Origin of the sequence: uncultured Phycicoccus sp. (genome assembly GCF_947495705.1) — a bacterium.
Taxonomy (GTDB): Bacteria; Actinomycetota; Actinomycetes; order Actinomycetales; family Dermatophilaceae; genus Phycicoccus.
This window is the reverse complement of the sequence record NZ_CANLZR010000010.1, coordinates 1-26,580: the sequence shown is the minus strand read 5'-3', so window position 1 is coordinate 26,580 and position 26,580 is coordinate 1. Positions and strand designations below refer to the sequence as shown.

At 73.8% G+C, this 26,580-nt stretch carries 27 protein-coding genes; 14 read left to right on the top strand and 13 right to left on the bottom strand.

Going from position 1 to position 26,580, the window contains the following annotated elements; translation table 11 throughout:
• From Q0963_RS13540 to Q0963_RS13520, 5 genes are read right to left on the bottom strand one after another with little or no spacing between them, the layout of a single operon-like run.
• Positions 1–573: a DsrE/DsrF/DrsH-like family protein gene (locus tag Q0963_RS13540; protein WP_299446843.1), complete on the bottom strand. Its 573-nt coding sequence runs from the start codon at positions 571–573 to the stop codon at positions 1–3.
• Positions 563–1,468 carry a molecular chaperone TorD family protein gene (locus tag Q0963_RS13535; RefSeq protein WP_299446840.1) on the bottom strand — a complete coding sequence of 302 codons (906 nt, stop codon included), beginning with the start codon at positions 1,466–1,468 and terminating at the stop codon, positions 563–565. The genes Q0963_RS13540 and Q0963_RS13535 overlap by 11 nt, the downstream gene beginning before the upstream one ends.
• On the bottom strand, positions 1,465–4,401 hold the full coding sequence (locus tag Q0963_RS13530) for a molybdopterin-dependent oxidoreductase (RefSeq protein WP_299446837.1): 2,937 nt from the start codon (positions 4,399–4,401) through the stop codon (positions 1,465–1,467). Before Q0963_RS13530 ends, Q0963_RS13535 begins: the two co-directional genes overlap by 4 nt.
• Positions 4,402–4,413: 12 nt before the next feature.
• On the bottom strand, positions 4,414–5,979 hold the full coding sequence (locus Q0963_RS13525; RefSeq protein WP_299446834.1) for a 4Fe-4S dicluster domain-containing protein: 1,566 nt from the start codon (positions 5,977–5,979) through the stop codon (positions 4,414–4,416).
• Positions 5,980–5,989: 10 nt separating this feature from the next.
• Positions 5,990–6,328, bottom strand: coding sequence for a helix-turn-helix transcriptional regulator (locus Q0963_RS13520; protein ID WP_299446831.1), 339 nt, complete (start codon positions 6,326–6,328; stop codon positions 5,990–5,992).
• Between the two features lie 146 nt (positions 6,329–6,474).
• Between Q0963_RS13520 and Q0963_RS13515 the strand changes: the two genes are divergently transcribed.
• Together Q0963_RS13515 and Q0963_RS13510 are read left to right on the top strand one after the other, a co-directional pair.
• Complete coding sequence (locus tag Q0963_RS13515; RefSeq protein WP_299446828.1) at positions 6,475–7,860, top strand: rhodanese-like domain-containing protein; 1,386 nt, start codon at positions 6,475–6,477, stop codon at positions 7,858–7,860.
• A gap of 35 nt (positions 7,861–7,895) precedes the next feature.
• Complete coding sequence (locus Q0963_RS13510) at positions 7,896–8,360, top strand: hotdog fold domain-containing protein (protein WP_299446825.1); 465 nt, start codon at positions 7,896–7,898, stop codon at positions 8,358–8,360.
• Positions 8,361–8,372: 12 nt separating this feature from the next.
• Here Q0963_RS13510 and Q0963_RS13505 read toward each other — a convergent pair whose 3' ends face one another.
• The gene (locus Q0963_RS13505) at positions 8,373–9,155 is read right to left on the bottom strand and encodes a tyrosine-protein phosphatase (protein WP_299446823.1); all 783 of its coding nucleotides are present in this window, start codon (positions 9,153–9,155) and stop codon (positions 8,373–8,375) included.
• 47 nt (positions 9,156–9,202) lie between these two features.
• On the opposite strand from Q0963_RS13505, the gene hemW reads away from it, so the two are divergent.
• A complete protein-coding gene (gene hemW, locus Q0963_RS13500) occupies positions 9,203–10,432 on the top strand; it encodes a radical SAM family heme chaperone HemW (protein WP_299446821.1) in 1,230 nt (409 codons plus the stop codon).
• 34 nt (positions 10,433–10,466) lie between these two features.
• Here the strand turns inward: hemW and Q0963_RS13495 are convergent, their stop codons facing one another.
• Together Q0963_RS13495 and Q0963_RS13490 are read right to left on the bottom strand one after the other, a co-directional pair.
• Positions 10,467–11,048, bottom strand: coding sequence for a DUF4870 domain-containing protein (locus tag Q0963_RS13495; RefSeq protein ID WP_299446819.1), 582 nt, complete (start codon positions 11,046–11,048; stop codon positions 10,467–10,469).
• Positions 11,049–11,157: 109 nt separating this feature from the next.
• The gene (locus tag Q0963_RS13490) at positions 11,158–12,033 is read right to left on the bottom strand and encodes a DUF3097 domain-containing protein (RefSeq protein WP_299446817.1); all 876 of its coding nucleotides are present in this window, start codon (positions 12,031–12,033) and stop codon (positions 11,158–11,160) included.
• Between the two features lie 186 nt (positions 12,034–12,219).
• Between Q0963_RS13490 and hrcA the strand changes: the two genes are divergently transcribed.
• From hrcA to Q0963_RS13475, 3 genes are read left to right on the top strand one after another with little or no spacing between them, the layout of a single operon-like run.
• Positions 12,220–13,251 carry a heat-inducible transcriptional repressor HrcA gene (hrcA, locus tag Q0963_RS13485; protein WP_299446814.1) on the top strand — a complete coding sequence of 344 codons (1,032 nt, stop codon included), beginning with the start codon at positions 12,220–12,222 and terminating at the stop codon, positions 13,249–13,251.
• A 52-nt stretch (positions 13,252–13,303) separates the two neighbouring features.
• On the top strand, positions 13,304–14,434 hold the full coding sequence (gene dnaJ, locus Q0963_RS13480; protein WP_299446813.1) for a molecular chaperone DnaJ: 1,131 nt from the start codon (positions 13,304–13,306) through the stop codon (positions 14,432–14,434).
• Positions 14,435–14,447: 13 nt separating this feature from the next.
• Complete coding sequence (locus Q0963_RS13475; protein ID WP_299446811.1) at positions 14,448–15,191, top strand: 16S rRNA (uracil(1498)-N(3))-methyltransferase; 744 nt, start codon at positions 14,448–14,450, stop codon at positions 15,189–15,191.
• 13 nt (positions 15,192–15,204) lie between these two features.
• Here the strand turns inward: Q0963_RS13475 and Q0963_RS13470 are convergent, their stop codons facing one another.
• Both Q0963_RS13470 and Q0963_RS13465 read right to left on the bottom strand, forming a co-directional pair.
• Positions 15,205–16,245: a Gmad2 immunoglobulin-like domain-containing protein gene (locus tag Q0963_RS13470; RefSeq protein ID WP_299446808.1), complete on the bottom strand. Its 1,041-nt coding sequence runs from the start codon at positions 16,243–16,245 to the stop codon at positions 15,205–15,207.
• Positions 16,245–16,757: an RNA polymerase sigma factor gene (locus Q0963_RS13465; protein WP_299446806.1), complete on the bottom strand. Its 513-nt coding sequence runs from the start codon at positions 16,755–16,757 to the stop codon at positions 16,245–16,247. Before Q0963_RS13465 ends, Q0963_RS13470 begins: the two co-directional genes overlap by 1 nt.
• Before the next feature lie 88 nt (positions 16,758–16,845).
• On the opposite strand from Q0963_RS13465, the gene Q0963_RS13460 reads away from it, so the two are divergent.
• From Q0963_RS13460 to era, 5 genes are read left to right on the top strand one after another with little or no spacing between them, the layout of a single operon-like run.
• On the top strand, positions 16,846–17,196 hold the full coding sequence (locus Q0963_RS13460) for an HIT domain-containing protein (protein WP_299446804.1): 351 nt from the start codon (positions 16,846–16,848) through the stop codon (positions 17,194–17,196).
• A 55-nt stretch (positions 17,197–17,251) separates the two neighbouring features.
• Positions 17,252–18,355 (top strand): PhoH family protein, encoded by a 1,104-nt coding sequence (locus tag Q0963_RS13455; protein WP_299446802.1) that lies wholly within the window; start codon positions 17,252–17,254, stop codon positions 18,353–18,355.
• Positions 18,352–18,819: an rRNA maturation RNase YbeY gene (ybeY, locus tag Q0963_RS13450; RefSeq protein ID WP_299446800.1), complete on the top strand. Its 468-nt coding sequence runs from the start codon at positions 18,352–18,354 to the stop codon at positions 18,817–18,819. The genes Q0963_RS13455 and ybeY overlap by 4 nt, the downstream gene beginning before the upstream one ends.
• 11 nt (positions 18,820–18,830) lie before the next feature.
• Entirely contained in the window at positions 18,831–20,120 is a 1,290-nt protein-coding gene (locus Q0963_RS13445) for a hemolysin family protein (protein WP_299446798.1), read from the top strand.
• Positions 20,117–21,070 (top strand): GTPase Era, encoded by a 954-nt coding sequence (gene era, locus Q0963_RS13440; protein WP_299446796.1) that lies wholly within the window; start codon positions 20,117–20,119, stop codon positions 21,068–21,070. Before Q0963_RS13445 ends, era begins: the two co-directional genes overlap by 4 nt.
• A 34-nt stretch (positions 21,071–21,104) precedes the next feature.
• Here era and Q0963_RS13435 read toward each other — a convergent pair whose 3' ends face one another.
• Together Q0963_RS13435 and Q0963_RS13430 are read right to left on the bottom strand one after the other, a co-directional pair.
• Entirely contained in the window at positions 21,105–21,803 is a 699-nt protein-coding gene (locus Q0963_RS13435; protein ID WP_299446793.1) for a LuxR C-terminal-related transcriptional regulator, read from the bottom strand.
• Positions 21,800–22,495 (bottom strand): helix-turn-helix domain-containing protein, encoded by a 696-nt coding sequence (locus Q0963_RS13430; protein ID WP_299446790.1) that lies wholly within the window; start codon positions 22,493–22,495, stop codon positions 21,800–21,802. The genes Q0963_RS13435 and Q0963_RS13430 overlap by 4 nt, the downstream gene beginning before the upstream one ends.
• Before the next feature lie 330 nt (positions 22,496–22,825).
• Here Q0963_RS13430 and Q0963_RS13425 point away from each other — a divergent pair, with 330 nt between their 5' ends.
• On the top strand, positions 22,826–23,860 hold the full coding sequence (locus tag Q0963_RS13425; protein ID WP_299446787.1) for an aspartate-semialdehyde dehydrogenase: 1,035 nt from the start codon (positions 22,826–22,828) through the stop codon (positions 23,858–23,860).
• An 18-nt stretch (positions 23,861–23,878) separates the two neighbouring features.
• Here the strand turns inward: Q0963_RS13425 and Q0963_RS13420 are convergent, their stop codons facing one another.
• Positions 23,879–25,102 carry a PLP-dependent aspartate aminotransferase family protein gene (locus Q0963_RS13420; protein WP_299446783.1) on the bottom strand — a complete coding sequence of 408 codons (1,224 nt, stop codon included), beginning with the start codon at positions 25,100–25,102 and terminating at the stop codon, positions 23,879–23,881.
• A gap of 114 nt (positions 25,103–25,216) precedes the next feature.
• Here Q0963_RS13420 and Q0963_RS13415 point away from each other — a divergent pair, with 114 nt between their 5' ends.
• Together Q0963_RS13415 and Q0963_RS13410 are read left to right on the top strand one after the other, a co-directional pair.
• Positions 25,217–25,705 (top strand): Lrp/AsnC family transcriptional regulator, encoded by a 489-nt coding sequence (locus tag Q0963_RS13415; protein ID WP_299446780.1) that lies wholly within the window; start codon positions 25,217–25,219, stop codon positions 25,703–25,705.
• Between the two features lie 54 nt (positions 25,706–25,759).
• Positions 25,760–26,580 (top strand): DUF222 domain-containing protein (locus Q0963_RS13410; RefSeq protein ID WP_299446778.1); only part of this gene is annotated, 821 nt, incomplete at its 3' end.

Here is a 26,580-nt window from a genome sequence, read left to right as displayed (position 1 = left end):
TCAGACGAACAGGGTGAGGTTGGACTTGCGGGCCTCGGCCATGAAGGCGGCCGCCCCGCCGAACTCCACGCCGTCGAGGAAGTCGGCCTGGTCGTAGCCGAAGACGTCCACCGTCATCTGGCACGCGATGAGACGGACGTCCATCTCCAGGGCGCTGTCGATGAGCTCGCCGATGCCCGCGACCTTGTGGTCCGAGAAGCGCTTCTTCATCATCTTCGAGGCGAGCGTCACCATGCCGGGCATCGCCGTGACGAGGTCGGGCATCGGCACCGGCATCGGCATCGCGGGGTTGCCGACGGGGTCGACCTTCAGCTTCTTCTCGAAGTCCTTGTGCACGACGTTGAGGCCGTAGAACGTGAAGAAGACCGAGACGTCCATGCCCACCGCCGCTGCCGCGTTGGCGAGGATGAGCGGGGGGTAGGCCCAGTCGAGGGTGCCCTTGGACGCGACGATCGCCCCGGTCTTCATGCCGGGGTCCTTCTTCAGCGCCGCGCCGACCTCCTCCTTGACGATGCGGCGGACGTCGTCCTCGGTCAGCGGGGTGTTGTCGGTGGTCATGATCTCAGCGGACATCGGAGAGCACCTCTTCGGTGGAGTCCCGCCGCGCGCGGCAGGTGATGGCGGTGGTGGTCGCCCGCTCGGCCCAGAACCGGGCCACCGGCCCGAGCGTCTCGGCGTCGCGGGTGTGATGTGCCCCCCAGGCGTCGGCACGGTGGGCGACCCAGGCGAGGGTCGCGACGGGGTCCTGTTCGAGCATCGAGGCGAGGACGTAGGAGCGTTCGCCGATCCGCAGGCCGAGGCCCAGGTCGCGAGCCGCGCGGGCGAGCTCGACCCGGGTGAGCACGAGCCCACTGCGGACCGGGGTGAGCAGCGCCGCGGCGAGGTCGCGGACGGTGTCGACGTCGTCGGGGAGCCCGGGCGCGCCGGTGAGGGCGACGGGCAGGGCGTCGGGGGCGTCGAGCGTCGCCGACTCGGCCACGAGCGCCTCCACGAGCAGGGCGGCCCAGTCGGTGTAGAAGGCCGACCCCGACGCGGCGACCCCGCGCGCGAACGTCGGGACCCAGGTGAGCAGGTGCTCCCAGAGCAGGACGGCCCGGGCGCGGCCGAGCAGCGCGGCACGGGCGGGGTCGAGCTCGGCCGCCTCGGCCTCGCCGAGGGTCGCGAGGAGCCCGAGCAGCGCGGCCAGATGGTCGGCCTCGGCCGGCGGGACGTACCCGAGGGCACGCCAGAAGCCGGCGACCCGGTCGGCGGCGTCCCCACCGAGCATCCCCTCCTTGCCGAGGTAGACCGCGGCGTAGGGCACCGTGCCGAGCGTGAAGACCTGGGTGTGCTCGGCCGCCGGCGGTGGGGTGCCGAGGTCGAGGGCCCCCGCGAGCGTGGCGTGCGACGGGTGCGGCGTCTCGCAGAGCACCCCGAGCGCCCGGAACACCTCGCTGGTGGTCCGGGTCCGGAGCGGCTCGAGGGTCACTCGCGGGCCTCGTCCGGGATGCGGAACACCTCGGGCCCGGGCTTCAGCGGACGCATGAGCCAGTACGGCCGGCGGGTGCCGTCCGGCGAGACCTGGCGGGCGTCACGGGTCCGTTCGAGCCACTGGCGGTACAGCGCCCGGGACTTGTCGGTGTCGACGCTGATGTCGCCGTAGGAGTCGCCGGGCTCGGCCCGGGTCACCCGCACGGCCTGGTGCCAGCAGTGCATCCCCGAGATCGGGTCGGGGTGGACGGCGAAGGTCATGTTCTGGTGGACGCCGACGTCGCTCCACCAGATCCGGGCCGTGTCGGGGTCGCTGGACTCGTACGGACCGACGCCGCGGAGCCGTTTCATGGTCCACGTCGAGCCCGTCCGGGACAGGTCGACGGTGGCGGCCGTCTGCCCGCCGTGCCGTTCCGGCTGCTCCTTCGGGACCCACCGGCCCATGTGGTGGCTGCACGCGACGACCCCGGGGCGGATGCCCTCGGTGACCCAGGCCTTGACGACGAAGTGGCCGATGTCGGTGGAGACCCGGACGAGGTCGCCGGAGCGGAGCCCGAGCGGAGCCGCCTGGGTGGGGTGGATCCACAGCGGGTTGGTCTGCGCGAGCTCGTTGAGCCACTTGGCGTTGGCGCTGCGGGTGTGGATCTGGGTGGGCAGCCGGAAGGTCGAGATGAGCGGCACCTGGTCGGCGGCGAGGTGCTCGGGGTGGATGTGGCTCTTGATGTACGTCGGCACGGCGTACTCGGGCCAGCCCCAGTCGGCGAGGGTGGAGGAGTAGAACTCCAGCAGGCCACTGGGTGTCGGGAACCCGCGCTTGACCTCGCCGTCGACGTCGACACCGACCGGGTGGCGGCCCTCGGCGTCCGGCACCGGGGCGCCCATCGGGGCCAGGTTCGTCACGGGGGGCTTGGGCGCGGGGGAGTAGACCCGGCCGAGGTCGGTGGTCGCGGCACCGGCCAGGAGGCCGTCGTCGACCGGCTCCTCGAAGACCTGGCCGACGTGGCTGCTCACCTCGAAGGCGCCGTACCGCCGCATGAACGCGAGCGGGTCCAGGCCCTCGGCGGCCGCCTTCTCGGGGAGCCCGGGCACGGAGTTCTCGAAGATCCAGCGGTAGTACTCGTCGACCGAGAGCCGCTTGCCGGGGTCGGTCTGGGACTCGTAGAACTTCCGGATGCCGAGCGTGCCGTCGGGGTCGATGCGCCACGAGAGCTCCATCCAGAACTCGTTCTCCTCCCACACCTCGCCCGGGTTGCTCTGGCGGGTGTCGGTGACCGACTCGCCGAGGCGCTCGCGGGCCGTCCGGGTCACGGGCTGCCGGAACCCGATCCACTGGCCGTCGTACTGCTCGTAGGAGTGCAGGTCGTGCCGTTCGGAGCCGAGGCCCATCGGCAGGACGTAGTCGGCGAGGTAGGCCGTCTCGTTCCAGGTCGGGGTCAGGGCCACGTGGAGCCCGATGAGGGACTCCTCGCGCAGCACCTCCGACCAGACCATCCCGTCGGGGTTGGTCCACACCGGGTTGTAGACGCGGGTGAAGTACACATCGAGGGTGCCCCGCCCCTCCTGCAGCATGTGCGGCAGGAGGAAGGACAGCTCGTTCATCGCGAGCGGGTACTCCAGCGGCCAGGTCAGCTCGTTCCACTGGTGCGGGTGGCCCGGCACGTGCATCGGCTTCGGGACGAACTTGTTCCAGGCGTTGAGGTGGGTGCCGCCGGGGGAGGCGACCGCACCGAGCAGCGCGCTGACGAGGAAGAGCGTGCGCGACACCTGCCAGCCGCCGAGGTTGCCCGCGGCCGCCGAGCGCCAGTTGTGGGTCGAGAGGGCGGTGCCGGCGCTCGCGACGACGTCGGTGATCTCACGGATGACCGCGGCGTCGATGCCGGACTCCGCCGCCGCGTACTCGGGGGTGTACTCGGCGTAGAGCGTGGAGAGGACGTCCTCGAACTCCTCGAAGGTCTCCGGGCGCTGCGGGTGGACCGCGCGCAGGTACTCCTTCCAGTTCCACCAGCGCCGGACGAACTCACGGTCGTAGCGCTTGGAGGCGATGAGGCCGTGGGCGATCGCCAGGTTGATCGCGGCCTCGGACCCCGGGTACGGGGAGACCCAGTGGTCGGCGTGGGTGGCGGTGTTCGAGAGCCGGGTGTCGACGACGATGATCTTCGCGCCGTTGGCCTTGGCCTCCATGATCCGCTGGGCGTGCGGGTTGAAGTAGTGGCCGGTCTCGAGGTGGCTCGAGATGAGGAAGATGACCTTGGCGTTCGCGTGGTCCGGGCTCGGGCGGTCGATGCCGCTCCAGTAGTGGTAGCCCGAGCGGGCCCCGCTGGAGCAGACGTTGGTGTGCGAGTTGTGCCCGTCGACGCCCCACGACGCCAGGACCCGCTCGGTGAAGCCGTCCTCGCCGGGCCGGCCCACGTGGTACATCACCGCGTTCGGGCGGTTCTCGGTGATGGCGGTGCGGATGCGCCCGGCGATGTCCTCGAGGGCGGTGTCCCAGTCGACCTGCTCCCACCGGCCCTCGCCGCGCTCCCCGGCCCGCCGCATCGGGTACAGGATGCGGTCGGGGTCGGTGACCTGGTTGACGGTGGCCGGCCCCTTCGCGCAGTTGCGCCCGCGGGACCCCGGGTGCTCGGGGTTGCCCTCGAACTTGCGGACCTGGAGGGTCTCGCGGTCGACGTAGGCGAGCAGGCCGCACGCCGACTCGCAGTTGAAGCACGTCGTCGGCACGAGCATGGAGCGCTTCTCGACCCGCGTGGGCCAGGCCCGCGAGTCCAGCTCGACCCAGTCGTCCCACCGCTCCTTCGGCGGGAAGGCCGCGAGGTGGATACGGCTCGGCCCGGGGTAGAACGTCTCACCGCGGCCGAGCACCTCGTCGCGGGCGGCACTGACCCGCTCGCCGAGGCCCTCGACGGGGGTGCGGTCGTTCGTCGTCGTCATCGGGGTGGCTCCTCAGGCGAGCGGGACGGACTGGCCGGACTGGACGTACGCGTGCTCGTGGGCGAGGAGCCCGAGCAGCGCGGGCAGGGCGAGCCAGGCCGTCGCCGGCGCCGCGAGGGGCGCCAGCAGGCCGACGGCCACGAGGACCACGCCGGCCCAGAAGAAGCGGGCGTACCGGCCGTGGGTCATCGTGTGCGCGGCGAGCCGCGCGTGCGCCGTCGGGTGCGCGACGGTGGTCTCACCGGCGACGAGCAGCAGGTGCACCGCCGCCGCGCCGGCCACCGTCCACGCCAGCGGCTCGAGCGCGTCCGACGACATCACCACCGCGAACGGGACGAGGGCGGCCGCGCCCGCCAGCACGGCCTGGACGGCCAGGTGCGGGGCCAGGAGCGGGCTCTGCCACAGGTCGCGGGCCTTCGCCTGGGCGAAGAGGTAGGCGGTGTAGACGGCCGTCCCGACGGCCAGGGGCAGCCCGGCCCAGGCGACGACGGTCCGCAGGCCGTCCCACCCGAACAGGCTCGCGGCGAGGTGCAGCCCGAGGACGCCGGCGTAGGCGCCGAGGATGATGCCGCCGCGCACGAGCCAGGACCGCCACTGCGGCCGGGTGAGGATGTAGATGAACCGCTTGGGGTGCTCGAGGTCCCACACGAGGACGGCCGCGGTGACCGCGAGGAAGACCGTCGAGACGAGCGGCGCGACCCACGTCCACAGCGTGTCGTCGCCGGTGAGATGGCCCGTCATGAGGAGCAGCAGGGCCACGAGGTAGGCGCCGGCGCCGATGCCCTTGGTCCACGTGTAGAGGCTGACCCGCCAGTCCCAGGGCGCGGTGTGGGCGATGTCGTAGTTGAGGATCGCGGCGGCGCTGGAGGTGCTGCCCTCGGGGTTGCCCGGGTCGACGAGGTGCGCCCCGCGGGGCTTCTCGGCCCACGCGTAGGTGTCGCCGTCGGGGGCCGTGGCGGCCAGCGGGTCGAGCGTGGCCTGGGTGGCGCCGCGGTAGAACAGCTTGGGGCGGGTGCCCTTCTCGGGGCGCCGCACCTGCACCGGCTGCCGGCCGACGACCTGTGCGACGGCGCTGTCGGGGTCGTTGACATCGCCGACCATGATGGCGCCGGTGGGGCACACCGTGACGCACGCCGGCTCGAGCCCGACGTCCAGGCGGTGGGCGCAGAAGTTGCACTTCTCGGCGCAGTGGTCGTCGGGGTTGATGAAGATCGCGTCGTAGGGGCAGGCGGCCATGCAGGCCTTGCAGCCGATGCAGGAGTCCTTGTCGAAGTCGACGATCCCGTCGGCGCGGATGTGCATCGCCGACGTGGGACAGGCGGCCACGCACGGGGCGTCGACGCACTGGTTGCAGCGGGTGACCTGGAAGGCGCGGCGGGCCTGGGGGTAGGTGCCGACGTCGACGCTCTTGACGTACGTCCGCGTGACCCCGACGGGGACGTCGTTCTCGGACTTGCAGGCTGTCGTGCAGGCGTGGCATCCGATGCACTTCGTCTGGTCGATCACCTTGACCATCCGGACCGGCGGAGCATCCCCCTCGGGCCGGATCATCGGGGTCGGCAGGTTCACGGACGTCATGCAGCCTCCATCAGCTCACGTCGGCGTCGGACTCGGGGACGGCGGCAGCCTCGGGCTCGATCGAGAGGCTGGCGCAGACGATCGTGCAGAGCTGGTCGATCGCCGGCTCGGTGATGCGGTAGACGACGGTGCGGCCGTCCCGGCGACGGCCGACGACCCCACCGAGGGCGAGCCGGCCCAGGTGCTGGGAGGCGTTGGCGACCGAGACGTCGGCGGCCTCGGCGAGAGCGCTGACCGTGGACTCGCCCGCCTCGTGCAGCTCGCGCAGGATGCGCAGCCGAGTCGGGTCGCCCAGCAGCGCGAAGCGGCGGGCGACGTCCTCGAGGGCCTCCTTTGGCACTCTCACCATGGGCAGGACCCTAGGTGATGTGGTTCACTCATTCAATTGATTGATCGAACATTTCTCGATCGACCTCACGACCCACCAACGGCGGCGGGCCGACGCTCCTCGGGGCGTGTCCTGCCCCACGTCGCGGCCAGCGAAGGAGCCCAGGCATGGACATCGAGGTATTCGTCACCCCCGGTCTCGGGGACAACAGCTTCCTCCTCACCTCCGGGGACGAGGCCCTGGTGGTGGACCCGCAACGGGACGCCTGGCGGTTCCTCGAGGCGGCGGACACGCGGCGAGCGCGGGTGCGGGCGGTGCTGGAGACGCACGTGCACAACGACTACGTCTCGGGGGCGCACGAGCTCCGCGCGGCCCACGGGGCGGAGCTGGTGCTGCCCGCCGACGGGGGGTACGAGTTCGACCACCGCGGCGCCCGGGAGGGCGAGGAGGTGCGCGTCGGCGACCTGCGCGTCGTCGCGATGGCCACCCCCGGCCACACCTTCGAGCACCTTGCCTGGCTCGTCTACGAGGGCGACGCCGCCGAGCCCGTCGCGGTGTTCAGCGGGGGCTCGCTCCTCGTCGGGAGCGCCGGTCGCACCGACCTCGCCGGCGCCGAGTCCACCGCCGCCCTCACGAGGCACCAGTACGAGAGCGTGCAGCGGCTGCGCGCCCTGCCGGCCTCGACCCAGCTGCTGCCGACCCACGGCGCGGGCAGCTTCTGCGTCTCGGCGATGCCCTCGACGTCGCGGACGAGCACCATCGGCGCCGAGCTGCGCAGCAACGACCTCGTGCTGGCCCGGACCCCGCAGGAGTTCGAGGACGAGCTCACCGGCGAGCTCATGGCCCACCCGGCGTACTACGCGCAGATGGCGCCGCTGAACCGTGCCGGCGTCCCGGTGCTCGGTGCGGTGCCCGAGATCCCGGTCCTCGACGTCGACGCGTTCGCCGAGCAGGTGGAGGCCGGGGTCGTCGTCGTCGACGCCCGGGACCGGGACTCCTTCGCCGCCGCCCACCTCCCCGGGTCGCTCAACATCGAGCTCAACTCCGGGTTCGGCAGCTACGTCGGCTGGATGCTGGAGTTCGGCGCCCCCGTGCTGCTCGTCCTGCCGGAGGACCCGGATGCAGCCGTCGGTGCCGCCACCCAGCTGCTGCGCATCGGCTGGCCGGTGCCGGTCGGCGTCCTGGCCGGCGGGGTCGAGGCCTGGGCGTCCTCCGGGCGCGCGACCGGGTCGTACCGGACGGCGGATCCCGAGGACCTGTGCGCGGCCCTGACCGGCGACGAGGAGGCAGTCGTCGTCGACGTCCGGCAGCCGCTGGAGTGGCAGTGGGGGACGCTGTCGGGCAGCACGACCCTGTTCATCGCCGACCTGCCGGGCCGCCTCGCGGAGCTCCCGACGGACCGGCCGGTGTGGTTCGTCTGCTCCAACGGGCACCGCGCCGCCATCGCCGCGAGCCTGCTCGACGGGGCCGGCGGCGAGCCCGTCCTCGTGGGCAGCGGCGGGGTGGGGGAGGTGCAGCGGCTCTGCCGCGAGCGGCAGGAGGCGCCGGCGTAGGGCGCGGTCTCGCTACCCGCGGGTAACCTGCTTACGTGCCCGACACCTACGCCCTGTACCGCCGTCTCGCCGACCGTCCGCTGGGGAGGCTCGCGTTCTCGACGATGTTCGCGCTCAAGGCGCCCTACTTCCGCACCGTCCGGCCGCGGGTGCGCGACGTCCGGCCGCATCACGCCGAGCTCGTCGTCGCGAAGCGCTGGGCGGTGCAGAACCACATCGGGACGGTCCACGCCATCGCCGTGTGCAACGGCCTCGAGGCGGCGATGGGGCTCCTCGCCGAGGCCACGACGCCGCCGGGTCGCCGCTGGATCCCCAAGGGCATGGAGGTCGCCTACCTCGCCAAGTCGACGACCGACCTGCTGTGCGTCGCCGAGACGGACCCGGCCGACTGGGCCGAGGTCGGGGACGTGCCCGTGCGCGTCCGAGCGGTGCGCACCGACGGCGTCGTCGTCGTCGAGGGCGTCATCACGATCTACGTCAGCGAGCGCCCCGCCCGCTGAGGCGGCCGGCCGTCAGGGCCGGGTGAGCCGGGCGCGCAGCCGCTCGACGTCGTCGGCGGACCACCCGTTGTCGCGCAGCCAGCCCGGGGCCCCGCCCCAGCCGTCGGCGACGGCGTCGAGGATCGCGGCGACCGACTCCGGCCGCGGCACCTGGTCGGCCACCGACTGCTTCGCCAGCGCGGGCCCGTACGCGTCGCGCGTCATGAGCCGCTCGATGATCTCGACGATGCGCTCGCCGGTGAGGACGTAGTCGGCGACGATCTCGTCGTGCGGGACCCCGGCGACGTCGAGGGCCATGGCCACCACCGTCCCGGTGCGGTCCTTCCCCGCGGCGCAGTGCACGACGGCGGCGCCGGTGGCACCGGCGACCACCGCGAGCGCGGCGGACACCGAGTCGGGGCGCTTCGCGAGGTAGCCGAGGTAGTGCTCGGCCCAGAACCGGGCGTCGCGCGCGCTCCCGTCCTGCCACGGCATCGCGAGGGCCCGGGCGGCCACCTCCTCCGCCGACGCCGCGCGGCTCTCGGCGATGAGGGAGTGGTGGTGGTGGGTCAGGGTCTCGACCCGGCGGAGAGGGCCGGGGCCCTCGAGGTGCAGCTCGGTCTCGGTGCGCAGGTCGACGACGTCGCTGACTCCGAGGTCCTCGACGAGGCGGAGCACGTCGCGGTCGCTGAGGTCCTGGAGGTTGTCGGAGCGGATGAGCCGGCGCGGGACCGTCGAGCCGCCGTCACGCGTCGGCAGGCCGCCGACGTCGCGCATGTTGACGAGGCCCTCGAGGTGGATCCAGCGGTCGCTCACCCCACCGATCCTAGGTCGGCCCGGGCGCTGGGGCGGAGGGTGGGACGATGGGGGGCGTGCCCCGACTGCCCGACGGCGACCCCGCGCCCGCGTCCGGCGAGCTGCCCGCCGAGGCCCTCGCCCGGCTCGGCGACGGTCGCTTCGGGATCTACCTGCACGTCCCGTTCTGCGCGGTGCGTTGCGGCTACTGCGACTTCAACACCTACACGCTGCCCGAGCTGGGCCCCGGGGCGTCCACGGACGACTTCGCCGACACCGCGCTGCGCGAGCTCGACCTCGCCGCCCGCGTCCTCGGCGCTGCGGCCCCGGTCGTCGACAGCGTGTTCGTCGGGGGCGGCACCCCGACCCTGCTGCCGGCCGCTGACCTCGTGCGCCTCCTCGACGGGGTCCGCGACCGGTTCGGGCTCGCCCCGGGCGCCGAGGTGACGACCGAGGCCAACCCCGACTCGGTCACCGCGGCGTCGCTGCGGACGCTCGCCGACGGCGGGTTCACCCGGGTGAGCATCGGGATGCAGTCGGCGGTGCCGCACGTCCTGGCCACGCTCGACCGCACCCACGACCCGGAGCGGGTGGGGGCGGCCGTCGCGGCGGCCCGCGCCGCGGGACTCGCGACGAGCCTCGACCTCATCTACGGCGCGCCGGGGGAGTCGCTGGCGGACTGGAGGACGAGCCTGGAGTCCGCGCTCGCGCACGAGCCGGACCACGTCTCGGCGTACGCGCTCGTCGTCGAGGAAGGCACGAAGATGGCGACCCGGGTGCGCCGCGGCGAGCTGCCGCTGCCCGAGGGCGACGACGAGGCCGACAAGTACGAGCTCGCCGACGAGCTGCTCGCCGCCGCGGGCTACGACTGGTACGAGGTGAGCAACTGGGCCCGGGACGACGCCTCGCGGTGCCGCCACAACGAGGGCTACTGGCGCGGCGACGCGTGGTGGGGCGTGGGCCCCGGGGCGCACGGGCACGTCGGGGGCGTGCGCTGGTGGAACGTCAAGCACCCGCGCGCCTATGCGAGCCGGCTCGCGGCAGGGGAGTCACCGGCCGCGGGGCGCGAGACGCTGACCGCGGCCCAACGGCACGACGAGGACGTCCTGCTCGGGGTGCGGCTGCGGGCCGGCCTGCCCCTGGACCGCCTGGAGCCCGCCGGCCGGGTGGCGGTGGCGGGCCTCGTCGCCGACGGCCTGCTCGAGGGGGCGGCCGCGGTGCGCGACCGGCGGGCGGTGCTGACCCGGCGCGGCCGGCTGCTCGCCGACACGGTCGTGCGCCGGCTGCTCGGCCTCTGAAGGGTCGGCAGCCGGCGCACGCGCGCTCAGCGGGTCAGCTGACGAACTTCGGGGTCAGCGGCGGGTCCCACCACTCGCCGCCGTACGCCTTGAGCATGCCGACGATGTGCACGATGACGGCGAACACCCAGGCCGCGGCGAAGGTGAGGAAGCCGACGAGGACGAACATCAGCGGCAGGGACACGAGGAACACGATGCTCACGATGATCTGCACGTTGAGCGCGTTCGCGGCGTGCGCCCGCACGAACGGGCCGCGGTCCCGGAACACGAGGTACATGACCAGGGCGACGACGAAGCTGAGGACGCCGCCGCTGAGGACGGTCGCGGCCAGCGCGCCGCCGTGGCTCGCCATGCCCCAGGTCTTCTCGTCCTGAGGTGACATCGGGGTGGGGACGGACCCGCCGTAGGCCTGACCGGGCGCGGGCGGCCCGCCGTAGGGCTGCGCGGGCGAGGTGTAGCCGGTGGCGTCGCCGGGCGGGGGCGGCGGGGGAGGGCTGCTCGGTGCCGGGGGCTGCTGCGGCGCGGTGGGCTCGGCCGCGGCCGGCGGCGGCGGCGGGGCCGGGGTGTCCGCGGCGTCGCCCTCCGGGCGCTCGTCGCGCGGGGTGGTGTCGCTCATGTGTCCTCCTTGGTGGGGTCTACCTCCATTCCACACCCCACGCGGGGTTCCTGCCCAGGGTTCCGCGAGCGCGTCGGGGTCCGGATCGGGGTCGAGTCAGGGCCGACCCCTACTCGGGGGCGGTCACGAAGTCGATGAGCTCCTCGACGCGGCCGAGCAGCTCGGGCTCGAGGTCGGTCCACGAGCCGACCGAGGCGAGGATCCGCTTCCAGGCCCGGGCGAGGTCGGCCTGGGTCTCGTGCGGCCAGCCGAGGTGGGCGCAGATCCCGTGCTTCCACGACGTCCCCCGGGGGATGACGGGCCAGGCGTCCATGCCGAGGCGCTGCGGCTTCACCGACTGCCACACGTCGACGTAGGGGTGCCCGACGATGAGCACGTGCTCCGCGTGGGGGCGCACTCGCCGGGCCTCCTCGACGACCCGGGTCTCCTTGCTCCCCGGCACGAGGTGGTCGACGAGCACCCCCATCCGCCGGCCGGGCTCGGGGGCGACGTCACGGATCACCGCCGCGAGGTCGTCGACCCCGTCGAGCATCTCGACGACGACGCCCTCGACCCGCAGGTCGGCGCCCCACACCTTCTCGACGAGCTCGGCGTCGTGCCGCCCCTCGACGTACAGCCGTGACCCGCGGGCGACCCGGGCGCGCCCGCCGCTGACCGCCACCGAGCCGCTGGCCGTGCGCGACGCGGTGGCGCGGGCCGCCGCCAGCCGGGCCGCGTCCGCCGCCTTCGGCGCGACGAGGGTCACCGGCGCCCCGTCGAGGAGGAACCCCGGCCCGAGCGGGAAGCCCTTGACCCGGCCGCGTCGGTCCTCGAGATGGACGACGTGGAGGCCGCCGGCCTTCTCGACCGCCACGACCGCGCCGACCCACCCGGTCTCGACGTCCTCGACGACGGTGCCGCGCTCGGCGGGGAGGTCGACGGCCCGCCCTCGCGGGGGCCGCTTCCAGTCGCCCGAGAGCACGTCGGAGCCGTACCTGTCCACCACGGCGGCGACGCTAGTCGGCGCCGGCCCCGGAGCCGGGGACCGGCACGCGGCGACGTCCCGGCTTTCGCGATGTCGGCGCCGAGGTCGTAGCATTGGCACTCGGACGGCGAGAGTGCCAACCCGGTGCCCGCCGCCGTCGACGACAGCCCGAGACAGCCCGACGAGCCAGCCCCGGAGGTGGACCGGATGAGCGAGGACCGACGCCTGCGGATCCTGCGGGCCATCGTCCAGGACTACGTCGAGACCTCCGAGCCCGTCGGCTCCAAGGCGCTCCTGGACCGGCACCAGCTCGGGGTGTCGGCCGCGACCGTGCGCAACGACATGGCGGTCCTCGAGGAGGAGGGGCTCATCGTCGCCCCGCACACCAGCGCCGGCCGGGTCCCCACCGACGCCGGCTACCGCGTGTTCGTCGACCGGCTCTCACAGGTCAAGCCGATGAGCGTGGCCGAGCAGCGGGCCATCGGGCAGTTCCTCCAGGACGCCGTCGACCTCGACGACGTCGTCGACCGCACGGTGCGCCTGCTCGCCTCGCTCACCCGTCAGGTCGCCGTCGTCCAGTACCCCTCGCTGTCCCGGTCCTCGGTCCGGCACGTCGAGCTCGTGCCCATCGGCGGGCCGCGGCTCCTCGTCGTGCTCATCACGACCACCGGCCGGGTCGAGCAGCGCGTCGTCGACGTCGGCGCCGACCTCCTCACCCCGGACGGCGAGGCCACGCTGGCGACGCTCCGCAGCGAGCTCAACGCCGCCGCCGACGGCCACACCCTCGCCGACGCGTCCGCCGCGCTCGCCGCGGTGCCGGACCGGCTCGAGCCCGGTCAGCGCGACGTGGCCCGGGCCATCGTCGCCGCCATCGACGACTCGCTCGTCGAGGAGCGGGAGGAGCGGGTCGTGCTCGCCGGGACGGCCAACCTCGTCAAGTCCGGCGGCGACTTCACCGCCACCGTCGGCCCGGTGCTCGAGGCGCTCGAGGAGCACGTCGTCCTGCTCAAGCTGCTCGGCACCGTCGCCGAGCAGGGCGGGAACATCGCGGTCCGCATCGGCTCCGAGAACCCCTACGCCGGCCTGCAGTCGACGTCGATGGTGACGACCGGTTACGGCGCGGGCTCCGAGCTCGTCGCCGGGCTCGGCGTCGTCGGCCCGACCCGCATGGACTACCCGACCACGATGGCCGCGGTCCGCGCCGTCGCCACCTACGTCTCCCGGATCCTCGCGGACTGACCCCCGCGACCCGCCACCCCACCGACCACCCCTGCCGGAGGACCACCCACTCGTGAACGACTACTACGCCGATCTCGGGGTCGCCCGAGACGCGAGCCCCGAGGACATCAAGCGCGCCTACCGCCGCTCCGCCCGCAAGCTGCACCCCGACGTCAACTCGAGCCCCGAGGCCGAGGAGCAGTTCAAGAAGGTCTCCCAGGCCTACGACGTGCTCTCCGACGCCGAGAAGCGCCGCGCCTTCGACATGGGCTCGGACCCGTACGCGGGGGCGGCGGCCGGCTTCGGCCAGGGCTTCTCGTTCAGCGACATCATGGATGCGTTCTTCGGCGGGCAGGGTGCCGGCGCCGGTGGCGGCCCGCGGTCCCGCCGCTCGCGCGGCCAGGACGCCCTCCTGAGGCTCGACATCGACCTCGCCGACGCGGTCTTCGGCGCCGAGAAGGAGCTGACCGTCGACACCGCCGTCGAGTGCGGCACGTGCCACGGCGAGGGGATGCAGCCGGGCACCTCGACGCGGACGTGTGACGTGTGCGCCGGGCGGGGCGAGATCCAGCAGGTGCAGCGCAGCTTCCTCGGCAACGTCATGACGAGCCGGCCCTGCATGACCTGCCAGGGCTTCGGCCAGCTCATCACCGACCCCTGCTACGAGTGCTCCGGCGACGGCCGGGTCCGCACCAGGCGCACCCTGACGCTCAAGGTCCCGGCGGGGGTCGACACCGGCACCCGCATCCAGCTCGCGGGCCAGGGCGAGGTCGGTCACGGCGCGGGCCCGGCCGGCGACCTGTACGTCGAGGTGGCGGTGCGGCGGCACCCCGTGTTCCAGCGACGCGGCGACGACCTGCACGCGACGATCGAGGTCCCGATGACGGCGGCCGCGCTCGGCGCGACCCTGGCGATGGACACCTTCGACGGCAGCCGCGACCTCGACATCGCCCGCGGCACGCAGTCGGGCGACACGATCACGCTGCGGGGCCTCGGGGTCACGCACCTGCGCGGGGGCGGGCGCGGCGACATCGTCGTCCACACCATCGTGCACACCCCGACGCGCCTCGACGCCGCCCAGGAGGACCTGCTCCGCAGCCTGGCGACGATGCGCGGCGAGGAGCGCCCGCAGGGCCACGTCGCCAACCCCTCCGAGGGCACCCTGTTCGGCAAGCTGCGCGACGCCTTCAAGCAGCCGCGCTGACCCGGCGACCCCGATGAGCCTGCCCGTCTACCTCACGGCTCCGGAGGCGCTCGCCGGCCGCGGGCCGGGCGACGTCGTGCGGCTCGAGGGCCCCGAGGGGCGCCACGCCGTCGCCGTCCGACGCACCCGGGTGGGCGAGCGGGTCGTGCTCGCCGACGGGGCGGGGGTCGGGGTCACCGGCGAGGTGGTCGCGCTCGGCCGGGACACCCTCGACGTCCGGGTCGAGTCGGCCGGCACCGAGCCGCCGCCGTCCCCGCGTTTCGTCCTCGTCCAGGCCCTGGCCAAGGGGGACCGCGACGACCAGGCCATCGAGGCCGCCACCGAGTGCGGGGTCGACGAGGTCGTGCCCTGGCAGGCCGACCGCAGCATCGTCCGCTGGCGGGGTGAGCGGGGCGAGAAGTCGCTGCGCAAGTGGGACGCGGTGCTCGTCGCCGCGACCAAGCAGTCCCGTCGTACCCGCCGCCCGGTGCTGGCACCGGCCGCGTCGACAGCCGACGTCGCGGCCCGCATCGGGTCCGCCGCGGCCGCGTTCGTGCTGCACGAGGACGCCTCCGTGCCGCTCGCCGGGGCGGGGCTGCCCGCCGCCGGCGACGTCGTCGTCGTCGTGGGTCCCGAAGGGGGCATCACCCCGGCCGAGGTCGAGGCCTTCACCGCCGCCGGTGCCACCGCGGTGCGGCTGGGCGGCACCGTCCTACGGGCCTCGAGCGCGGGCCCGGCCGCTCTCGCCGTCCTCAGCGCGGCGTCCCGCTGGCGCTGAGCGCCCGCCGTGCTCAGCGGACCTCGAACGTCACCGCGTCCTGGAGGTCGACCGCCCCGTCCTTCGCGCTGAGTGACGAGACCCGGATCGTGTACGTGCCGGGGGCGAGCTCGCCGAGGTCGATCTCGTAGGTGCCGCGGGCCGGTGCGCCCGCCGAGGCGGTGACGTGACCCGTGCGGGTGCCGCTCGTCGACTCCAGCTCCCAGGAGAGGGCCGCCTCGAAGACCGAGGCCTCGCCGCGGACCGTCACCGGCCGGTCGGCGGGCAGGGTCTGACCCGCGCCGGGCTCGGTGACCCACACGTCGGTGAGCACGCTCCACCACTCCTCGGCCGGCGGCCGGATGACGACCCCCAGCTCGGCGCCGTCGGCGACGACCCGCACGGGGACGTTCCCGGCACCGTGCACCGCCTGCGCCGTCCACCCGACCTGGGCGAGGGCGAGGTCGTCCACGGGGGTACCGGTGGAGCGGGGCCGCCCGGACAGCGTGACCTCGAGCCGGTCGGCGGTGATCGCCACGGCGGTCACGTCGACGCCCTCCCACGGCGAGGCGTCGAGGCCCTCCACCTCCGCGTCGAGCGCCTCGTCGACGGCCGCCCGCAGCCGGTCCTCGGGGAGCGTCGCCGACGTGGGCAGCCAGGACCGGCGCAGGCCGTAGCCCCGGGCCGGGTTCGACGGCAGCTCCGGGGTGACGAGGTAGACGGGCACCGTGGTGAGGGCCCCGGGGCCGGTCGGCGTGGCGGTGGGGCTCGGGGACGCGGACGGTGAGGGGGACGCGCTCGGCGCCGGCGTCGTCGGGGCCGGACCGGTCGGGCTCGAGGCCGCCGGTGCCGGGGGCCGGGGGGGGTCGGGGGCGGCGACCGCCCACAGGCCGCCGACGACGGCGAGCACCGCGGCAGCGGCCGCGAGGGGCTGCGCCCAGCGCCGCCGCCCACGGCCGGACTCGACGGCCTCGAGGATGTCGTCGAGCCGGTTCGGCGGGTCGATCCGGGCGGCCCGCGTCCGCAGGGCCACCCGCAGGCGGTCCTCGGTGCGCCGGGTCTCGAGGTCGTCCATCACCGCTCCCATCCCGCCCGCAACGCGGTGAGACCGCGGTGGGCATGTGTCTTGACCGACCCGACCGTGATGCCGAGGGTGGCCGCTGTCTGCGTCAGGTCGAGGTCGAGGTAGTACCGCAGGACGAGGACCTCCCGCTGCCGCTGCGGGAGGGCCGACAGGGCCGCCGCGACCTCGTTCCCGGTCTCGACGTCGATGACGACGTCGTCGGGGCCCCGCCCCGACCACGTGTCCCGGTCCCGGGCCAGGGACGCGGCGTACCGCTCCCGGACCCCGCGGCGGCGTAACGCTGACCGGGCCCCGTTGACGACGGCGCGCCGGAGGTACGCCGTGGCGGCCGCGTGGTCCCGCATTCCGTCCCAATGGCGGTGCACCGCGATGAACGCGTCCTGGACGACCTCCTCGGCGTCCTGCTCGTCGTGCAGCAGCAGCCACGCGAGCCGCACGAGACCGCGCGCGTGATCGGCGTACAGCTCGCCGATCGCGAGGTCCGCCCCGCGGCGCTCGTCCACGGCAGCCATTGTCATGCCCCAGAGACGCCCGAGTCACCTGGAAGGTTGACACGGCGGCTCCACACCCGGGCCCGCTAGGGTCGCAGCCATGAGCGAGACGAGCGAGGACTGCATCTTCTGCGCCATCGTCGCCGGCGACATCCCGGCCGAGGTCGTCGCGTCGACCGAGCACTCCGTGGGCTTCCGCGACCTCGACCCGCAGGCCCCGACGCACGTCCTCGTCGTGCCGCGGCGCCACGTCCCCGACGTCGGCTCGCTCGGCGAGGCGTCGCCCGACGAGCTCGCCGACGCGGTGGGCCTCGCCGCGCGGATCGCGGCCGACGCCGGCCTGCCCGGCTACCGCCTCGTCGCGAACACCGGGGCGGCCGCCCAGCAGAGCGTCTTCCACGCCCACCTGCACGTCATCGGTGGTCGCGAGCTCACCTGGCCGCCCGGCTGACCAGCCCGGTTCCGGGATGCCCGGCGTCGCCGTCGGCCCGTAGACTGGGGCCACGATGACAGAGCCCCACACCGACGAGCCCGTCGTGCCCGCGAGCACCGGCTCCACGCAGCCCCACGTGCCCCAGCACACCGTCACCATCCCCGCCGACGTCTCGATGGTCAGCCTGCTCGGGCCCCGCGACGAGCTGCTCCGCACGATGGAACGCCAGTTCCCGCTCGTGCAGATCCACGTCCGCGGCAACGAGTTCCACATCGGCGGGCCGAGCTCCGAGGTCGCCCTCGTCGAGCGGCTCCTCGACGAGCTCCTCGTCGTCATCGACGGCGGCCAGCCGCTCAACCGCGACGCCGTCGAGCGCTCCATCCAGATGCTCCGCGCCCAGACGGTCGAGCGCCCCGCCGACGTCCTGACGATGAACATCGTGTCCAACCGGGGCCGCACGATCCGGCCCAAGACCCTGGGGCAGAAGCGCTACGTCGAGGCCATCGACGAGAACACCGTCGTCTTCGGCATCGGCCCCGCGGGCACCGGCAAGACCTACCTCGCGATGGCCAAGGCCGTGGCGGCGCTCCAGGCCAAGCAGGTCAACCGGATCATCCTCACCCGCCCGGCGGTCGAGGCGGGGGAGCGGCTCGGGTTCCTCCCCGGCACCCTCAACGACAAGATCGACCCCTACCTGCGGCCGCTGTACGACGCGCTGCACGACATGGTCGACCCCGACTCCATCCCGCGGCTGCTCGCCGCCGGCACCATCGAGGTCGCGCCGCTGGCGTACATGCGCGGGCGCACGCTCAACGGGGCGTTCATCATCCTCGACGAGGCCCAGAACACCTCGCCCGAGCAGATGAAGATGTTCCTCACCCGCCTCGGCTTCGGCTCCAAGATGGTCGTCACCGGCGACGTCACCCAGGTCGACCTGCCCGGCGGCGCCATCAGCGGCCTGCGCATCGTGCGCGACATCCTCGGCGGGATCGAGGACGTCCACTTCAGCGAGCTCACCGCCGTCGACGTCGTCCGGCACCGGCTCGTCGGCGACATCGTCGACGCCTACGGCCGGTGGGACGAGCACCAGCAGCGCGGGCAGACCCACGCCGTGCGCGACGCCCGCGAGCAGGGCCGCGGCCCCCGTCGCGCCGAGCGGGACCGGCCGTCGCGATGAGCATCGACGTCCTCAACGAGACCGAGTTCGCCCTCGACGAGCTCGAGCTCGTCGCCTGCGCCCGCTACGTCATGGAGCAGATGCGGGTCCATCCGCAGGCCGACCTGTGCCTGCGCCTCGTCGACGAGGCCGCGATGGAGACCCTCCACGTCCAGTGGATGGACCTGCCCGGCCCCACCGACGTCATGAGCTTCCCGATGGACGAGCTGCGGCCCGGCCGCGACGGGTCGCCCCCCACCGAGGGCGTGCTCGGCGACATCGTGCTGTGCCCGGCCGTCGCCGCGCAGCAGGCCCGCACCGCCGGCCACGCCACCGAGGAGGAGCTCCTGCTCCTCACGACGCACGGCCTCCTCCACCTCCTGGGCTTCGACCACGCCGAGCCCGACGAGGAGAAGGAGATGTTCGAGCTCCAGCGTCAGCTGCTCCTCACCTTCCTCGCGACCCGCGGTCGCGCGGGCGCCTGAGCGGGGCCCGCATGTTCCCGCTCGTCCTTGCCGCGGTGCTCGCCACCGCTCTCGCGTTCCTCATCTCGATGGCCGAGTCCGCGTTCGCGCGGATGTCCCGGGTCCGGGCCGAGGAGCTCGCCGACGAAGGCCGTCCCGGAGCGACCGCCCTGGTCCGGGTCGTCGGCGACACGGCGGCCTACCTGTCGGTCCTGTCGTTCCTGCGGGTCATCGCCGAGTCGACGGTGGCCGTGATGGTCACCCTGGCCGCGGTCGACGCCGTCCGGGGCACGGTCCGGCCGTTCCTCGTGGCCGTCGGCATCATGGCGCTCATCTCGTTCACCATCGTCGGTGTCTCGCCGGGCACGCTCGGGCGGCAGCACAGCACCCGGGTGGCGCTGCTCGCGGCGCCGATGACGATCTGGCTCCGGCGGGTGCTCGGGCCGTTCTCGCGGCTCCTCATCGCCCTGACCAACGCGGTCACGCCGGGGCAGGGCTTCCGCGACGGCCCGTTCGAGAGCGAGTCCGAGCTGCGCGACCTCGTCGACGTCGCCCGGGAGAACCGGCTGATCGAGGCCGACGAGCGCGCGATGATCCACTCCGTCTTCGAGCTGGGCGACACCTACACCCGCGAGGTCATGGTGCCTCGCACCGACATGGTCGCCATCGACGACGACCGGGTGTGCCGGCAGGCGATGAAGCTGTTCCTGCGCTCCGGCTACTCGCGCATCCCCGTCGTCGGGGAGGACCAGGACGACGTCGTCGGCATCCTCTACCTCAAGGACGTCATCCGCCGGATGAACGCCGACCCCGAGGCGGAGTCGCTGCCGGTCACCGAGCTGATGCGCCCGGCCCGGTTCGTCCCCGACAGCAAGCCCGTCGACGCGCTCCTGCGCGAGATGCAGCTCGAGCAGACCCACCTCGGGGTGGTCGTCGACGAGTACGGCGGCACCGCCGGGGTCGTGACGATCGAGGACATCATCGAGGAGATCGTCGGCGAGATCACCGACGAGTACGACCGGGAGGCGCCCGAGGTCGAGGTCCTGCCCGACGGGCGGACCCGGGTGGCCGCGTCGATGCACATCGACGACCTCGTCGAGATGTTCGACCTCGACCTCGACGAGGACGAGGTCGACACCGTCGGCGGCCTCATCGGCAAGACGACGGGGATGGTCCCCATCCTGGGGTCCACCTGCGAGGTCGCCGGGCTGCGGCTCACGGCCGAGCGGATGTCGGGTCGGCGCCACCGCGTCGCGACGGTGGTCGTGGAGCGCGTCGTCCCGGCATCGGCCGAGAACGAGCTGGAGGAGCGGGTCGGATGAGCACGGACCAGACCGCCGACGGGCCGGCCGCGCCGGGCCCCGGCTACACCGCGGGTTTCGCCTGCCTCGTCGGGCGGCCGAACGCCGGCAAGTCGACGCTGACCAACGCCCTCGTCGGCCAGAAGGTCGCGATCACCTCGAGCAAGCCGCAGACGACGCGGCACACGATCCGCGGGATCGTCACGACCGAGCAGAGCCAGCTCATCCTCGTCGACACCCCGGGGCTGCACCGGCCGCGGACCCTGCTCGGCGAGCGCCTCAACCACCTCGTGCGCGAGACGCTGCTCGAGGTCGACGTCATCGGCTTCTGCCTGCCGGCCGACCAGCGGGTCGGGCCCGGCGACCAGTTCATCGCAGCCGAGCTCACCGAGATCATGACCGCCAAGCGCACCCCCGTCGTGGCGATCGCGACGAAGTCCGACACCGTCGACCGGCAGCGGCTGGCCGAGCACCTCATCGCGATCGACCAGCTCGGCGACTGGGCCGCCATCGTGCCGTGCTCGGCGACCCGTGGCGACCAGGTCGACGACGTCGCGCGGCTCCTGTCGCAGCACCTGCCGCCCTCGCCGGGTCCGCTGTACCCCGGTGACGTCCTCACCGACGAGCCCGAGGCGGTCATGATCGCCGAGCTCGTCCGGGAGGCTGCGCTCGAGGGGGTGCGCGACGAGCTGCCGCACAGCCTGGCGGTCGTCGTCGAGGAGATGGTGCCGCGCGAGGGCCGCCCCGACGACGACCCGCTCCTGGAGATCCGGGTCCACGTGTTCGTCGAGCGGGACAGCCAGAAGGCCATCGTCATCGGCCGGGGCGGGTCGCGGCTGCGGGAGGTCGGCACCACCGCCCGGCGCGGCATCGAGGCCCTGCTGGGGCAGCGCGTGCACCTCGACCTGCACGTCAAGGTCGCCAAGGACTGGCAGCGCGACCCCAAGCAGCTGCAGCGGCTCGGGTTCTGAGGGCGACGCCCGGCACCGGCCGGGGCCGGTGGGGTCAGTAGGTGCCGCCGCCGATGAGGGCGATGGCGTGGGCCCGGTTGCGGGCGCCGAGCCGGCGGACGATCTCGGCGACGTCGGCCGACACGGTGCGGGCCGACACGCCCAGCTGCCGCGCGATGTCGACGTCGGTCGAGCCGTCGGTGAGGAGGAAGCCGATGTCGACCATGCGGCGGGTGAACGGCGGGTCCTGACCCGGCGGCACGGCCGGGGTCGAGGAGGCCCACACGGTCTCGACGCACCGGACGGCCGCACCGACGACCGCCGGGGCGGTGCTGCGCCAGGCATGGGCGGCGAGCTCGTGGCCGCGCGGCGCCCCGATGAAGACGACGCGGGCGTCGACGACGAGCAGGGGTGCGACGACGTGGGACACCCGGGCGGTGTGGTGGTGGCTCGTGAGCATCGGCAGGCGCTCGAGGCTGCGGACGTCCGTGACGTACCGGCCGTCGATGCCGCCGCGGGAGGCGACCGCCGCGAGCCGCCGGGCGCTGCGGACCTGGCCCCAGGTGGGGAGGTAGGTGAGGTGCCACACGCTGCGGCGGACCGACGCGGCGAGGTCGTCCAGGCCCTGCCGGAGCGTGGCGTCGACCGGGCCGACGCTGACGAACCGCTCGTCACCGGCGAGGACCAGCGCGTGCGCCCAGCGGAAGAACTCGCGCTGGCCGAGCTCGTGCTCGGGCGGCTCCGCCGCGGTCATCGGTCGGCCCCGACGATGACGGCGATGGCGTGGCCGCGGCTGCGGGCGCCGCACCAGTCGATGACCTGACGGACCTCCGCGGAGGCGGTGCGCGCGCTGATGCCGAGGGCCTGGGCGATCTCGAGGTCGCTCGCGCCGTCGGCCAGGAGCATCGCCACTTCCGCGCGCCGCGGCGGCAGCACCGGCCGCGTGCTCACCTCGCTCGCCGGGCGTGCGGTGTCCCAGAGGGTGCGGAACACCTGGCAGGCCCACGTGACGAGGCCGGGGTCGGTGGTGGCCCAGATGGTCTCGGCGAGCCGGGTGCCCGGGGGGCCGGCGAGGAACGCGTGCTCCTCGTCGGTGATGAGCACGGCGCCCGGCACCGACCGCACCCGGACGTTGGGATGGACGCTCGGGAGGAGCGGGCAGGCCTGCAGGGCCGTCAGTGGCGCCACGTAGCGGGAGTCGGGTGGGCCGGTGGGGTGGAGCCGAACCGCCCGCAGCTGGGCGCACACCGTGCGGAGGCCGACGGTGGTCTGCATGTTCCACACGCTGGTACTGACCTGCGCCGCCCTGCGGTCGAGGTGCTCGGGTGCCTCGGAGACCGGGCCCAGGAGCCGGACCCGCGGGTCTCCGGCGAGCATCAGCGCCGCCGTCTCGTCGAAGAACGTGGCGGTGCTGGGGGGCCATGGCCCGCTCCCGACGGTGCTCACGGCGTCCTCCCTCCCCTCATGCTGTTCCCCGGTCATGCTGGTCCCCGGCCGGTCCTGCCGCCTGCACTGTAGTCCGCGGGTCCGACGTTGCGAGTTCTCGCAACGGGACTGGTGCGCTGGCCCCGGCGCCCCCCAGAGTGGTCCCGAGTCACGGCGGCCGATGACGGTGGCCGATGGGCGCGCCATACCTCCGGGGCGGAGAATGCGGGCGTGGCCGGGAAGATCGTCCCAGGGGTGGGGACTTCCCGGCCACGCCACCCCGGCCGCCGTGACCCGCCCGCATGCCGGGCGCGCGGGCCGCGCCGCAGGCACGTCCCTAGACTCGGTCCCATGCGCATCGGAGTCTTCGGAGCCACCGGTCAGGTCGGCACAGTCATGCGGGCCCTCCTCCACGAGCGGAACGTCCCGGTCGACGACATCCGCTTCTTCGCCTCGGCCCGGTCCGCCGGGTCGACGCTGCCGTGGGACGGGCGCGAGGTCACCGTCGAGGACACCGCGACGGCCGACTTCTCGGGGCTCGACATCGCGCTCTTCTCCGCCGGCGGTGCCACCTCCAAGGAGTGGGCCCCCCGGGTGGCCGAGGCCGGTGCGGTCGTCATCGACAACTCCAGCGCGTGGCGCCGCGACCCCGACGTCCCCCTCGTCGTCGCGGAGGTCAACCCCGACGACCTCGACACCATCCCCAAGGGCATCGTCGCCAACCCGAACTGCACGACGATGGCCGCGATGCCGGTGCTCGGGCCACTGCACGACCTCGCCGGGCTCGTCCGGCTCCAGGTCAGCAGCTACCAGGCCGTGTCGGGCTCCGGCGGCAAGGGCCTCACCGAGCTCGACTCCCAGCTGCAGGCCGGGTACGCGGCCGGGGACCCCAAGGACCTCGCCCTCGACGGCTCGGCGCTCGCCCTGCCCGACCCGCAGGTGTACGCCGTGCCGGTCGCCTTCAACGTCGTCCCGCTCGCGGGGTCCATTGTCGACGACGGCAGCCTCGAGACCGACGAGGAGCAGAAGCTGCGGCACGAGTCGCGCAAGATCCTGCACATCCCCGAGCTCCGGGTGTCCGGGACGTGCGTGCGCGTGCCCGTCTTCACCGGCCACAGCCTGGCCATCCACGCCGAGTTCGAGCGCGACATCACGCCCGAGGAGGCGGTGGCGGTCCTCGCCGGTGCCCCCGGGGTGGTCGTGACGAACGTGCCCAACCCGCTGCAGGCCGCCGGGCGCGACGAGGTCTTCGTCGGCCGGGTCCGGGTCGACCAGTCGGCGCCCGAGGGCAAGGGGCTCAGCCTCTTCGTCGTCGGCGACAACCTGCGCAAGGGTGCGGCGCTCAACGCGGTCCAGATCGTCGAGGAGCTCGTCAAGCGGCGCTGACGCGACCGCGCGGGCCGGTCAGCCGACCGGGGTCAGGTCCGCGGCCCGTGCCGTCGACGGGGCTCGGGTGCGGCCACCGGCCAGGGCCTGGTCGAGGTCGGCGATCAGGTCCTCGGCGTGCTCGAGCCCGATCGAGAGCCGGACGAGGCTGGCCGAGGGCCGCGCCTCGGGGGCGACGGGGCGGTGGGTCAGGGCCGCGGGGTGCTGCACGAGCGAGTCGACGCCGCCCAGCGACACCGCGTGGGTGAACAGCTCGACCCCGGACGTGACCTGCGCAGCCGCGTCGTAGCCGCCGTGCAGCGTCATCGAGATCATCGCCCCGGTACCCCGCAGCTGGGTGCCGACGAGCCCGCGCGGGTCGTCCGCCGACGGGTAGTGCACGTGCGCGACGGCCGGGTGGGTCCGCAGCCAGGCGGCCACGTCGACCGCCGTCGCCTGCTGTGCGCGGACCCGGAGCGGCAGGGTCGCCAGCCCGCGGTGCAGGAGGTAGGCGCCCAGGGGGTGCAGCAGCCCGCCCGTGACGGCTCGGACCCGGCGCAGCGCCTGCGCCGTGTCCTCGCTGCAGGCGATGACGCCCGCGATGACGTCCCCGTGCCCGCCGAGGTACTTCGTCGCACTGTGCAGGCTCATCGCGGCGCCGTGGTCGATCGGGTTCTGCAGCATCGGCGTGGCGAAGGTGTTGTCGACGAGCACCGGGACGGACCCGGCCTGGGCCACGACCGCGGCGATGTCGACGAGCCGCAGGGTCGGGTTGGCGGGCGTCTCGACCACGACCATGGCCGTGTCGGGCCGCACGGCGGCCGCGACCTCGTCCTCCTCGCAGAAGGTCGCCTCGACCCCGAGCAGTCCGGAGGCCAGCAGGTGGTCCGTGCCGCCGTAGAGGGGGCGGACGGCCACGACGTGGCGCCGCCCCGTGGGGGCGGAGGTGGCGAGCACCGCGGCCGTCATCGCCGCCATGCCCGAGCCGAACGCGACGGCCGCCTCGGCGTGCTCCAGCCCGGCCAGCGCGCTCTCGAAGCGCGCGACCGTCGGGTTCCAGAGCCGGGCGTAGACGGCACCCCCGTCCTCCAGGGGGTGCCCGCCCAGCGCCATCGACTCGTACGAGTCGCCGCCCCGCTCGATGTCGGGGAGCGGGTTCGTCGACGAGAGGTCGATGGGGAGAGCGTGCACGCCCAGCGAGCGGAGGTCCTGGCGACCGGCGTGCACCGCGGCGGAGTCGGGATGGAGGTGGCTGAGGTCCATGCCAGCAGGATGAGCGTAGACGCAAGGTTTCGCTACGATGCTCACCATCTCGCTAACACAAGCGCCGAAATCCGCGTTCCTGAGCAATCAGGGCCCGGCCCGACGGAGGGCACCTTGCGCGAAGCACAACCCTCGGGTGCGTCCCGGGAGTCCCCGGACGATCTCGACAGGGCGATCCTGCGTGCCCTCTACACCGACGCCGGCACCACCAACAAGGCCCTCGCCCACCGGCTCGGGATCGCCGAGTCCACCTGTGCCTACCGCATCCGGGCCCTGCGCGAGAGCGGCGCCATCCGGGGCACCCACGCCGACCTCGACCACGAGGCCCTGGGATTCCCGCTGCAGGCCATCATCAAGGTGCGGCTCGGCAGCCACAACCGCGACCTCGTGAACGCGCTGTACGACGATCTCGTCGCCGCACCGGGCGTGATCCGCGCCTACCACGTCGCCGGTTCCGACGACTTCCACCTCCACGTGGCCGTCCGGAACTCGCAGGCGCTGCGGGACCTCGTCCTCAACCACGTCACCAACCACAAGGTCGTACGCGGGACCGAGACCCAGCTCGTCTTCGAGCTCCGCGCGGGCGCCGGCGTCCTGTCCTGAGCTCCTGGTTTCTGGCTCCGGACCCCTGTCGGTGGTCGCGTCTAGGTTTGGTTCATGGAGGGGATGCGCAGTCAGGTCGCCGACCGGGTGCCGGTCGGTGGTTCTGTTGTGTCTGGGGTGGCGGGGGTGCGGGAGTCGTTGTCGCGCATCGATGTCGGGTCGTTGTCGGATGGTGACCGGTTGGCGTTGGTGGGTGAGCTGGAGCGGTTGAAGGGGGCGGCGTCGGCGTGTCAGGCGCGGGCGGTGGAGGCGGTGCGCGGGTCGCGCGAGCACGCGGCGCCGCGGGATGCGCGGCGGTCGGTGGGGTCGGAGGTGGGGTTGGCGCGGCGGGAGTCCCCGACGTTGGGTGACCGGTTCGTCGGGGTGTCCCGGGCGCTGGTGCAGGAGCTGCCGGCGACGATGCGGTGCCTGACCGACGGGGTGGTGGGGGAGCGGCACGCCCTGGAGGTGGTCCGCGAGACGGCGACCCTGTCGCGGGAGGACCGGGCGGAGGTCGATGCCCGGCTGGGTCCGGTGTTGGGGTCGCTGTCGCCGCGGGCGGTGGGTCGGGCGGCGCGCCGGGTCGCGGCCGAGCTGGATGCGGCGTCGGTGGTGGCCCGGGTGGAGGCGGCGGCGCGGTCGCGGCGGGTGTCGGTGCGGCCGGCGCCGGACGGGATGGCGTACCTGAGCGTGCTGGCCCCGTTGCGGGACGTGGTCGGGGCGTACACGGCGGTGCAGGCGCGGGCGCGGGCGGTCGTCGGCGGGCAGTGCCCCGACGAGCCTCCCGGGGGTCGTGGGGTGGGGGCGGTGGCGGCCGATACGGCGGTGCGGCTGCTGGCCGGGCTGGAGGTCGGGCAGGTGCAGCCGGTGGAGGTGCAGCTGGTGATGACGGACCG

Excerpts from the sequence above, each read along its gene's own strand:
- Q0963_RS13540 (WP_299446843.1), bottom strand. The coding sequence starts at position 573 with ATGTCCGCTGAGATCATGACCACCGACAACACCCCGCTGACCGAGGAC.
- Q0963_RS13460 (WP_299446804.1), top strand. The coding sequence starts at position 16,846 with ATGAGCGAGACGAGCGAGGACTGCATCTTCTGCGCCATCGTCGCCGGC.
- hemW (WP_299446821.1), top strand. The coding sequence starts at position 9,203 with ATGGGGGGCGTGCCCCGACTGCCCGACGGCGACCCCGCGCCCGCGTCC.
- Q0963_RS13435 (WP_299446793.1), bottom strand. The coding sequence starts at position 21,803 with ATGACCGCGGCGGAGCCGCCCGAGCACGAGCTCGGCCAGCGCGAGTTC.
- Q0963_RS13455 (WP_299446802.1), top strand. The coding sequence starts at position 17,252 with ATGACAGAGCCCCACACCGACGAGCCCGTCGTGCCCGCGAGCACCGGC.
- Q0963_RS13445 (WP_299446798.1), top strand. The coding sequence starts at position 18,831 with ATGTTCCCGCTCGTCCTTGCCGCGGTGCTCGCCACCGCTCTCGCGTTC.
- Q0963_RS13525 (WP_299446834.1), bottom strand. The coding sequence starts at position 5,979 with ATGACGTCCGTGAACCTGCCGACCCCGATGATCCGGCCCGAGGGGGAT.
- ybeY (WP_299446800.1), top strand. The coding sequence starts at position 18,352 with ATGAGCATCGACGTCCTCAACGAGACCGAGTTCGCCCTCGACGAGCTC.
- Q0963_RS13425 (WP_299446787.1), top strand. The coding sequence starts at position 22,826 with ATGCGCATCGGAGTCTTCGGAGCCACCGGTCAGGTCGGCACAGTCATG.
- era (WP_299446796.1), top strand. The coding sequence starts at position 20,117 with ATGAGCACGGACCAGACCGCCGACGGGCCGGCCGCGCCGGGCCCCGGC.
- Q0963_RS13515 (WP_299446828.1), top strand. The coding sequence starts at position 6,475 with ATGGACATCGAGGTATTCGTCACCCCCGGTCTCGGGGACAACAGCTTC.
- Q0963_RS13530 (WP_299446837.1), bottom strand. The coding sequence starts at position 4,401 with ATGACGACGACGAACGACCGCACCCCCGTCGAGGGCCTCGGCGAGCGG.
- Q0963_RS13475 (WP_299446811.1), top strand. The coding sequence starts at position 14,448 with ATGAGCCTGCCCGTCTACCTCACGGCTCCGGAGGCGCTCGCCGGCCGC.
- hrcA (WP_299446814.1), top strand. The coding sequence starts at position 12,220 with ATGAGCGAGGACCGACGCCTGCGGATCCTGCGGGCCATCGTCCAGGAC.
- Q0963_RS13520 (WP_299446831.1), bottom strand. The coding sequence starts at position 6,328 with ATGGTGAGAGTGCCAAAGGAGGCCCTCGAGGACGTCGCCCGCCGCTTC.
- Q0963_RS13495 (WP_299446819.1), bottom strand. The coding sequence starts at position 11,048 with ATGAGCGACACCACCCCGCGCGACGAGCGCCCGGAGGGCGACGCCGCG.
- Q0963_RS13470 (WP_299446808.1), bottom strand. The coding sequence starts at position 16,245 with ATGGACGACCTCGAGACCCGGCGCACCGAGGACCGCCTGCGGGTGGCC.
- Q0963_RS13420 (WP_299446783.1), bottom strand. The coding sequence starts at position 25,102 with ATGGACCTCAGCCACCTCCATCCCGACTCCGCCGCGGTGCACGCCGGT.